At 73.4% G+C, this 9823-nt stretch carries 7 protein-coding genes and 2 pseudogenes; 5 read left to right on the forward strand and 4 right to left on the reverse strand.

The annotated features are described in order from the left end of the window. The 5 genes and pseudogenes from JM949_RS29715 to serS all read left to right on the forward strand — a co-directional run. Positions 1-202: pseudogene (locus JM949_RS29715) on the forward strand (hypothetical protein); the annotation flags it as partial. Continuing rightward, a pseudogene (locus JM949_RS29720) lies at positions 199-1328 on the forward strand (alcohol dehydrogenase catalytic domain-containing protein). The pseudogenes JM949_RS29715 and JM949_RS29720, both read left to right, overlap by 4 nt. 47 nt (positions 1329-1375) lie before the next feature. Continuing rightward, entirely contained in the window at positions 1376-2557 is a 1182-nt protein-coding gene (locus tag JM949_RS29725) for a saccharopine dehydrogenase family protein (RefSeq protein WP_203151458.1), read from the forward strand. 25 nt (positions 2558-2582) lie between these two features. Continuing rightward, complete coding sequence (locus JM949_RS29730; protein ID WP_203151459.1) at positions 2583-3665, forward strand: DNA polymerase III subunit beta family protein; 1083 nt, start codon at positions 2583-2585, stop codon at positions 3663-3665. Positions 3666-3760: 95 nt separating this feature from the next. After that, positions 3761-5047 (forward strand): serine--tRNA ligase, encoded by a 1287-nt coding sequence (gene serS, locus JM949_RS29735; protein ID WP_203151463.1) that lies wholly within the window; start codon positions 3761-3763, stop codon positions 5045-5047. Positions 5048-5202: 155 nt separating this feature from the next. Here the strand turns inward: serS and JM949_RS29740 are convergent, their stop codons facing one another. From JM949_RS29740 to JM949_RS29755, 4 genes are all read right to left on the reverse strand, one after another. Continuing rightward, a complete protein-coding gene (locus JM949_RS29740; protein WP_203151460.1) occupies positions 5203-5589 on the reverse strand; it encodes a discoidin domain-containing protein in 387 nt (128 codons plus the stop codon). Between the two features lie 47 nt (positions 5590-5636). Continuing rightward, the gene (locus JM949_RS29745; RefSeq protein ID WP_203151461.1) at positions 5637-8354 is read right to left on the reverse strand and encodes a discoidin domain-containing protein; all 2718 of its coding nucleotides are present in this window, start codon (positions 8352-8354) and stop codon (positions 5637-5639) included. 125 nt (positions 8355-8479) lie between these two features. Next, on the reverse strand, positions 8480-9370 hold the full coding sequence (locus JM949_RS29750) for a cytochrome c biogenesis CcdA family protein (protein ID WP_309232386.1): 891 nt from the start codon (positions 9368-9370) through the stop codon (positions 8480-8482). Beyond that, a partial coding sequence (locus tag JM949_RS29755) for a redoxin family protein (RefSeq protein ID WP_203151462.1) occupies positions 9367-9823 on the reverse strand: 457 nt, incomplete at its 5' end. The genes JM949_RS29750 and JM949_RS29755, both read right to left, overlap by 4 nt.

The following is a 9823-nucleotide window of genomic DNA, read 5'->3' on the forward strand; positions in this document are numbered from 1 at the left end:
GCCCGGTGACCGGGGCACCGAGCTGGCCGCCCGGCCGCTGGTCGCCGGCCCGCCACCCACCGGGCTGACCGCGCACCTGGTCGGCGACGACCCGGGCCTGCTGGTCCGCCGGACCTTGCGTCAGATCAAGCAGCGGGTGGAGGCCGGCGAGGTGCTCCGCGCGGACCGGTCCGCGCTGGACCGTCCCGAGGTCCGCCGGTGAGGGCGCTGTGCTGGGTGGCCGCCGGCGAGCTGGCGGTACGCGAGGTGCCCGACCCGGAGCTGCGCAACGAGCGGGACGTCATCGTCCGGGTACGCCGCAGCGCCACCTGCGGCGCCGACCTGCCACTGCTGGCCGGCCGGAACCCGCTGCTGCGGGCCGGCGACGTGTTCGGGGCGGAGTTCCTGGGTGAGGTGGTCGAGGTCGGCCCCGGCGTACGCCGGCACCGCACCGGCGACCGGGTGGTCGTCGGCGCGAGCGTCGCCTGCGGCGGCTGCTGGTACTGCCGTCGGGGCCTGCACTCCTGCTGCGACAACGGCAGCACCGACCCGGCGAGCGCGACCCCGACTGGGCGGACGCCGGGTGCTTCGGCCGGCCCCGGGCGGCGGGCGGGTTCGCCGGCGGTCACGCCGAGTACGTGCGGGTGCCGTACGCCGACGTGGGCGCGTTTCCGGTGCCGGACGCGGTGGACGACGACCGGGCGGTGTTCGCCGCGGACGCGGCGCCGACCGGGTGGCTCGCCACCGAGCTGGGTGCGGTGCGCCCCGGCGACGTGGTGGCCGTCTGGGGCGCCGGGGCGGTGGGCCAGCTGACCGCCCGGGCCGCCGTGCTGCGGGGTGCCGCCCGGGTGCTGGTGGTGGACCGGTACGAGGAGCGGTTGCGGATGGTCGAGCGGCACTCCGGTGCGGAACCGCTGGACTACCGCCGTACCGACGTCGCGGCGGAGCTGCGCGACCGCAGCGGCGGGCGCGGGCCGGACGTGTGCGTGGTGGCGGTCGGTTCGCCGCCGGCCGACCGTTTCGGTGGCCGGCACGCCGACCGACCGGACGCGCTGCGGGAGGCCGTGCACGCCTGTCGCAAGAGCGGTGTGGTGGTGCTGCTCGGCGGGACCGACGGGTTCGTCGACGCGTTTCCGCTGGGCACGGTGACCGAACGACGGCTCACGCTGCGCGGTGTCCGTCGACCGGACCTGCGCGACGTACCGATGCTGCTGGACCGGATGGCCCGCGACGAGCTGCGCACCGAACACCTGGCCACCCACCGGCTGCCGTTGGCGCAGGCCCCGCACGGGTACGCGTTGTTCCGGCACCGGGCCGACGGCTGTGTACGAGCCGTGTTCACGCCCTGACCGCCTCCGCGAGCTGTCATCGGGGCCACGAATGGCAGACTCCGAGGATGACTGGCGAGCGGACGTACGACGTGGTGCTGTTCGGCGCGACCGGGTTCACCGGTGGCCTGACCGCCGAGTACCTGGCCCGGCACGCGCCGGCCGGGCTGCGCTGGGCGTTGGCCGGGCGTAACCCGCAGCGCCTCGCCGCCGTCCGGGATCGGCTCGCCGCGATCGACCCGACCCTGGTCGAGCTGCCGCTGCTCACCGCGGACGTGACCGACGCCGGGTCGTTGCGGGCGGTGGCAGAAAGCGCCCGGGTGGTGGCCAGCACTGTCGGCCCGTTCGTGCACCACGGGGAACCCCTGGTCGCGGCCTGTGCCCGGGCCGGCACCGACTACCTGGACATCACCGGTGAGCCGGAGTTCGTCGACCTGATGTACGTGCGCCACCACGCCGAGGCGACACGCACCGGGGCGAAGCTGGTGCACGCCTGCGGGTTCGATTCGGTCCCGCACGACCTGGGTGCCTGGTTCACCGTCAAGCAGCTGCCCGCCGACGTGCCGATCAGCGTGGACGGGTACGTGCGCGCCGGCGGCCGGTTCTCCGCCGGCACCTACCATTCGGTGCTCACCGCGTTCTCCCGGACCGGGCAGGCCAGCCAGGCCGCCCGGGAGCGTCGGGCGGTAGAACCACGCCCCACCGACCGTCGGGCCCGGGCGGTTCCCGGCCGGCTGGCCCGCTCGGCCGAGCTGGGCAGCTGGGCGGTTCCGCTGCCGACCATCGATCCGCAGGTGGTGCGCCGGTCGGCGGCGGCCCGCCCGGAGTACGGCCCGGACTTCCGTTACCGGCACTTCGCCGCGGTGAAGCGGCTGCCCACCGTGCTGGCCGGGGCGGCCGGGCTCGGCGCGCTGATCGGGCTGGTGAAGCTGCCGCCCAGCCGACGCTGGCTGCTCGGCCGGCTCGCGTCCGGGCAGGGCCCCACCGCCCAGCAGCGGGCGTCGTCCTGGTTCCGGGTCCGGTTCGTGGGCACCGGCGGCGGGCAGCGGGTGGTCACCGAGGTCGCCGGCGGTGACCCCGGCTATGACGAGACGGCGAAGATGCTCGGCGAGTCGGCGCTGTGCCTGGCGCTCGACGAACTGCCGCCGGCCGCCGGCCAGCTCACCCCGGTCGCCGCGATGGGTGACGCGCTGCTCGACCGGCTCGTCCGGGCCGGCCTCACCTTCCGGGTGCTGGAGCGCTCGGCTTGACCCTCGACCGGGTCGAGGGGGCAGGATGCCCAGCGTGAGCGACCTGCACAGCATCGGCGAGCTGGCCCGGGCCAGCGGCCTGACCGTCAGCGCGTTGCGCTTCTACGACTCGGCGGGGGTGCTGGAGCCGGCCCTGGTCGACCCGGTGACCGGGTACCGCTGGTACACCGAGGAGCAGATCGCCCCGGCCCGGCTGGTGGCCGGGTTGCGCCGGATCGGCATGCCGGTGCCGGAGATCGCCGCCGCGGTGCGGGCCGAGCCGGCGGCGGTGCACCAGTTGCTCGACACGCACCTGCGCCGGCTCGCCGACGGGCTCAGCGACGCCCGCCGCGAAGTCGACCGGCTCCGGGCGCTGCTGGACCCGACCCCGCCGACCGCCACCACGCTGCTGATCTCCCCCGCCGCCCTGGCCGGCGCGCTCGACGCGGTGCGCTTCGCCGTCAGCGTCGACCCGGAGCTGCCGATGCTCGCCGGCGTGCTGTTCGACGTGGAGCCCGACGGCGTCCGGCTGGTCGCCACCGACCGGTACCGGCTCGCGCTGGCTCGGGCCGGGGCGGACGTCGACGGAGCACCGGTGCGGGTGTTCGTGCCGGTGGCCCTCGTCGACCAGCTCCGGCCACTACTCGACACCGCCGACACCTGGCCGGTCCGGCTGACCGTGGCCGGCGCGGACCTGCGGGTGCGGGTGGCCGAGCGCACGGTGACCGGCGCCGCCCTGCCGTACGAATTCCCGGACTACCACCGGCTGCTGCGTAAGTCCGTCGGCGAGCGGCCGACCGCGCGCCGGATCCCGGTGGACGTGGCCGCGCTGCGCGCCGCGTTGGCCGACCCGGCGGCTCCCACTGTCGCTCGCGACCACGACGGCACGCCCCGTGCGGTCACCGTGCTCGGCGTCGACGACCAGGGCGGGCTGCGGCTGCTTCCCGCCGCCGACCTGGACACCGACGCGCTACGGGTCGGGGTGGACGGTGGCTACCTGCTGGACGCGCTGAACGCGGCGGGCGCGCCGCAACTGGTGCTGGAGCTGGACGGGCCGATCGCCCCGCTGGCCGTACGCCGGCCGGACGACGCGGACACCTACTCGGTGCTGATGCCGATCCGGCTCTGAGGCCGGGGCCGCACTCCCCGTCCCGGGTGGAGAAGCCCGCGACGGTAGCATCTGGTGGTTCACCTGTGACCCCGGACGGAGGCGTACGGAGCAGCATGCTCGACATGGAGTTGATCCGGAAGGATCGCGAGGCGGTGGCGACCGCGTTGGCGAAGCGTCTGGATCCCGCCGAGGTCACCCGTGCCCTGGACGAGATCCAGCGGCTCGACCAGGAACGCCGCGCCCTGATCACGGAGATCGACGCCGAGCGGCAGCGCCGTAAGGCCGAGGCCCGGGCGTACGCGCAGGCGAAGCGGGCCGGCGAGGAGCCGCAGGTCGCCGCGCCGGACGCCGAGCGTCGGCAGCTCGCCGACCTGGAGTCCCAGCTGGACGGGGTGCAGGCCCGGCTGCGCGACGCGATGAGCGAGCTGCCCAACCTGCCCAGCGACGACGTCGTGGCCGGTGGCAAGGAAGCCAACCAGGTCGTGAAGACCTTCGGCGAGCCGCCGGTGATCGAGAAGGTCCGCGACCACGTGGAGCTGAGCCGGGCGCTGGGTCTGGTCGACTACGAGCGGGGGGTCAAGCTCGGCGGGTCCGGTTTCTGGATCTACACCGGCATCGGCGCCCGGCTGGAGTGGGCGCTGCTCAACTACTTCGTCGACCAGCACATCAGGGCCGGGTACGAGTTCCTGCTCCCGCCGCACCTGCTGCTGGACTCGGCCGGCTTCGCCGCCGGCCAGTTCCCCAAGTTCTACGACGACGTCTACCACCTGGACCGGGAGTCCGCTCCGCGCGGGCAGTTCCTGCTGCCCACGTCGGAGACGGCGATCCTCGGCGCGTACCAGGACGAGATCCTGGAGACCCCGAAGCTGCCGCTGAAGGCGTTCGCGTACACGCCGTGCTACCGGCGGGAGTCGGCCGGCTCGCACTCCGACGAGCGCGGCACGGTGCGCGGGCACCAGTTCAACAAGGTGGAGATCTTCCAGTTCACCCTGCCGGAGCAGGCCGACGCGGCGCTTGAGGAGATGCTCGCCCACGCCGAGAGCCTGGTCGAGGGGCTGGGGCTGCACTACCAGCGCACCCTGCTGTCGGCCGGTGACGCCAGCGCGTCGATGAAGAAGACCCTCGACATCGAGGTGTGGATGCCGAGCACCGGCAAGTACAAGGAGGTGTCGTCGGTCTCCTGGGCCGGCGACTACCAGGCCCGCCGGGCGGCCATCCGCTACCGGGAGCCGGGCGGCAAGCAGACCCGGTTCGTGCACACCCTCAACGGTTCCGCGCTGGCCACCAGCCGGCTCTTCCCGGCCATCCTTGAGCAGTACCAGCAGCCCGACGGCAGCGTCCTGATCCCCAAGGTCCTCCAGGACCGCCTGGGCACCGACCGTCTGACCCCCCTGCGTTAGGGCCTGTTTCCCAAGAACTGGCCGACGGGGGCGGGACTGATGCGTCCGAACGTCCGCACCAGTCCCGCCGCCGTCCATTCGGGCCACGGGTGTGACACCGTGGTCGATCCCGAGGTGGAGCTGTTCCGGCTCCGGCGCCGACAGGCGGTGCCGGTTCAGGCGCCGAACACCTCCGCGTGGGTCAGCCGGGCGTCACCGGGCTGCCAGTCGGCGACCGCGATCGCCAGGTACCGCGCGGAGGACCTCATCGAGATGGCGGTCTCGGGCCGTGGCTTCGGGACCGAGGCGACCGCCACGTAGCCGAGTCCGTCGGCCGAGGTGGCTACGGTGACCGGCCGCCGCCGACCGGGAGTCCAGGTCAGGCGGACCGACGCCAGATCCTGGAGCGATCCGAGGTCGATCACCATTCGGCCGTTCGGGCCGGGTTGCCAGGCGGTCCCCGGGTCGCCGTCGACGGCGGCCGACGGGTCGGTCATGCCGGCCGGGAGCGGTGACGTCGGGTAGGTCGTCCGAGACCGGGCCAGGTCGCTGGTCGGCGTCACCGTCCCACCCGCGAACGCGACGTCCCGGCTGCGTCCAGCGGGGACCGTCACTCGCTGTCGGGCGCGCCGGCCGCGGACTCCAGCTGCACCGTGACGATGTGCTCGGCGGGTGCGGTGATTCGGAGGTGGTGCGAGTCGGTGACGTCGAACCGGGTACCGGCGGGAATCGCCTTCCCCGGCTGTGCGGCGGTCACGGTGAACCGGGGCGGCTCGACGCGTGCGGTCGCGGCGGCAAGATCGACCTGGTAGGTGGTGGTCCCCGATCCGGTGACCTGACTTCCGTGGTACAGCCGCAGCGTGGCGCGCTGCGGAAGCGTGACGGCCGCCGTCGTGATGTCGTCGTCGGAGAGGTTGAACAGGCTCAGGTATCCGTCCGCGTCACTCACCCGCAACGCCTCCAGACCGCCGCTGGGCAGGGTTCGAGACGCCGCGGCGGCCAGGGCCGACCTGCTCACGCCCGGGTAGCCCTCGATGATCAGCCGAGTGCTGCCGGTGGCCGGTCCGCTGGACAGGGTGACGGTGGTGGCGGTCACGGTGATCGGATTCTGGGCGTTGTGGACTACCAGACCCGCTCGTCCGTCGACGTCCAGCCAGGAGCCGGCGACGGTCGGGCTGTCCGGCACAACCGCCGCGTCGCTCCAGGTGGTGCCGTCGAGAGAGGTCTGGATGACGTAGCGGGTGCCGTACGCGGCCTCCCAGTCCAGGCGTACGCCGCTGATGTCGACGGAGTCGCCGAGGTCGACGGCGAGCCAACTGTCCGTGCGGCCGCGTTCCGCACGGGCGACCGCCCAGCGGGTGGCGGGGTTGCCGTCGGTCGCGCGCGGTGCGGGGTAGGCGGGGTCGGCGGACGATGCCGTGGTGGGCCGGCCGATGGCGAGGTCGACCCCGCTGGCGTCGAGCACGGCGAAGGCGAACAGCGAGTAGCCGTACTGGTTGACCGGGGATCGGCCGAGCATCCGCACGTACCTGGCTGAACGAGGCGCGAAGTTGATCTGGTCGGTTCCGCCGTCGCCGGCGCCCTGTTGTCCAGCCAGGGTGACGGACCCCTGTTCGCCGGTGAAGGTACGGGTGCCGGTGAGCCCGGGTACGCCGGGCATGTCCAGGTTGAACAGGGTGAGCGCGCCCTCGTCGGCACCAATGCCGGTGGTGGCGTACACGACCGTACCGGTGGGCAGCGTGACGTATCCGGCGGTGCCGCCGGCGACGCGTAGCACGGTCGCCGTGGCGTCGAGACCGTCCCGGGCGACGGTGTACGCAGCGGAGGTGCGGCCAAGGACCGGCGCGGACTGCCTCGGCAGCAGCGCGGCGGCCCGGGTGTCGAACAACCAGTTGTCGTGGGCGGGGGCCCACTGGAACGAGACGAATCCGGTCCTACTGACCGCCGCGGCGAAGGCAGTCGGGGTTTGTTGGACGGTCAACCCGGCTTGCTCCCCGAAGTCCCGGGTGCCCGCCGCCGCCGCGAAGAACGTGGTGCTGGCGACCGGCTCGACCACGCCGCCGTTGGCCGCCCGCCAGGAATGGAAGAGATAACTGATGGCGAGTTCGGCCCGGGCTTCGGGCTCGTACTTCGGCTCGCCGCTGAACTTGGTGAGCCGATTCTCGGGCGGGTAGTTCAGGTAGGGCATGAGCCGGTCGGCGAGGTCCGCCTCGGCCCGGGCGGCATGCCGGTCGCCCTGGACCTGCGCGAGAAAGGCGAGCGGCAGGACATCACGGCCGTACAGGTGGTAGCGGTCCGCGACCATCGGCATGAAGGGTTCGCCGGCATCGCTGGCCAACAGCCGCATGGTCCGCCACAGCTGGGCGCCGCTGGGCTGCCGGGTGAGTGCCTCGGGGAGCGGTTGGCCGGCGGTCAGGAAGTGCGCCGCGGTACGACCCGCGGTGCGCCACAGTTCTTCCTGGTAGTGCGGGCCGAAAGAGCCGTGATTCTCGACGAGGAACGTGTCGTGGATGTTGTGGGCGGTGTTCCAGTCCGCGACCGCCCGCCCGTCGACGACGGCGGGGTTGGCACGGTCGGCTGCGGGTAGTCCGCTCGCGTTGAGCGTCCACCTCAGGAACCGCTCGCGCCACGCCGCGGCTGCGGGGTCGTCCGGCGCCCAGGCCAGGCCGGGCGCGATCGCCTGGGCGTAAACCCCCATCTCCTCGAGCTTGGTGTCACCGATCCAGCCACCGGTGAGGCCGTTCGGCGTCCAACCGCCACTCAGCGGGTCGTTACCGGTGCCGAGGGAATGGGCGTACGCGGCCTGCCCGCAGGCGATGCGGTCGACGTTGTCGCGGGTCACCTCGTCCAGCTCGGACCAGAGCAGTCGGGCGGCCAGGACGAAGTACAGCTCGAAGGTGCTGTCCCAGAACAGCTGTCGGCCCCACTCGGTGCCGCCGGCCAGCCGGTTGGTGGCCGCAAACCGGCGGATGGTGGCGACGGTACGGGCGTGCAGCGTGTCCCGGTCGACGCCTGCTGCCGCCGGGTCGTACCCGGGCGAGATGAGCAGGACCGCGTTACCGAGGACGACCGCGAACCTGAAGTCCGCGAGGCGGTACGCGTTGATCGCCGGATCCCATTGCTCCTCGGCCCATCGGGTGTGGGCGAGCAGCAGCGCGTGGTAGGTGTTGGCAACCGGACCGGTGGTCGCAGCCGGTGACGTGGTGGCGGCCTGGGCGGCCTGGGCGGCCTGGGCGGCGGCGGGTCGGGCGATGGCGAGTCCGGCACCGATGGCACCGCCAAGGATGACGAGCCGCCGCCTGCTCAACTCGAATTCGGATATACGCATGGTGGTCCTTCGGTGTGACAACGTTGTCAGACAGACTCCGATGATCGCTACCGGATGTCAAGACCAGCGCCGTTGCCTCAGGTTCCCACCCCACCCCACCCCCACCCCTGTGGTTGATCATGAAGTTATCGCCCCTCGCCTCGGCGCGTCGCGGCGATAACTTCATGATCAACGAGAGCTGGCGGCGGGCGGTGGGCGCGCTTGAGCAGGAGGGCGGTCAGGAGCAGGGTGGCCAGCACGGCCAGTAGCAGCGCCGGGCCGATGTCGTCGAGAGTGCCGGCCAGGGCGCGCTGGACCCGGGCGGCCGTTCGGATGACCGGGTCGTGCAGCGCGTCGCGGCGGCCGGCGGCGAGGCGTAGCTCGTACCAGCCGTACCAGGCGACGTAACCGCCGGTGAGCAGCAGCACCAGGCCGCTGAGGCGGGGCACCAACGCGCCGGCGACCCGCAGCCGGGCCAGCAGGCCGTCGCGCACCAGCGCCACCCCGAGCGCGGCGACCGCGACCACCAGCCCCATCCCGAGGGCGTACGCGCCGAACAGCGCCAGCCCTCGGCCGGTCGAGTCGGCCTGGAGGCTGGTCACCACGATGGCCAGGAACGGGGCGATTGCGCAGCCGAGCGACGCCAACGCGTACGCCGCGCCGAACAGCGCCATCGACGGCCAGGACCGGGTGAGCCGGGGTGCCCGCGCCGACCAGCCGGGAGCCGGCAGCCGCCGGCCGGCGAGCAGCCAGCAGCCGGCCAGCACCAGCAGCACGCCGAGCGCCACGGTCAGCCACGGCAGTCGGGGTCGCAACCAGCCGGCCAGCGGCGCGAGGGCCAGCCCGAACGCGCCGAAGACCAGCACGTACCCCACGGTCAGCCCGGCCGCCGCGGTGAGCGCGCGGCCGACCGCGCCGCGGGTGTCCGACCCGCCGGCGACCAACAGCGAGAGGTACGCGGGCAGCAGGGCGAAGCCGCACGGGTTGACCGCGCCGAGCATGCCCGCGGTCAGCGCGAGCAGCAGTGCGCCGGTCACGCCCCGGCCAGCGCGGCGAGCCGGGCGGTGAGCGCCTCGCCGTCCAGGAAGCCCTGGTGGACGATCTTGCCGTCCCGGTCGATGATCACGAAGATGCTCTGCTCGGTCACCTTGAACCGACGCCACAGGGCGCCCGCCTGGTCGTCGAGCTGTCGCGTCGCCCCCAGGTCGAACTCGGTGACGAACTCCTTCATCGCCCGTCGCTCGCCCAGCCCGGCGACGCCGACGATCGGCACGGTGTCCCGGTAGCGGGGCTCCACCTCGGCGACCGTCCAGGCCTGGCTGGCGCAGGTGGCGCACCACGGCGCCCAGAACCACAGCACCACCGGCTTGCCGGCGAGCTGCGCCGCGTCGAACGCGGCCCCGCCCACTGTGGTCCCGGTGAAGCGCAGCACGTCCGGCACCCGGGCCGGGGCGGCGCCCGGCGAGCTGGTCGCCGCACCGGCCGGCGGG

The sequence above is a fragment of the Micromonospora tarensis genome (assembly GCF_016803395.1).
GTDB lineage: Bacteria > Actinomycetota > Actinomycetes > Mycobacteriales > Micromonosporaceae > Micromonospora > Micromonospora tarensis.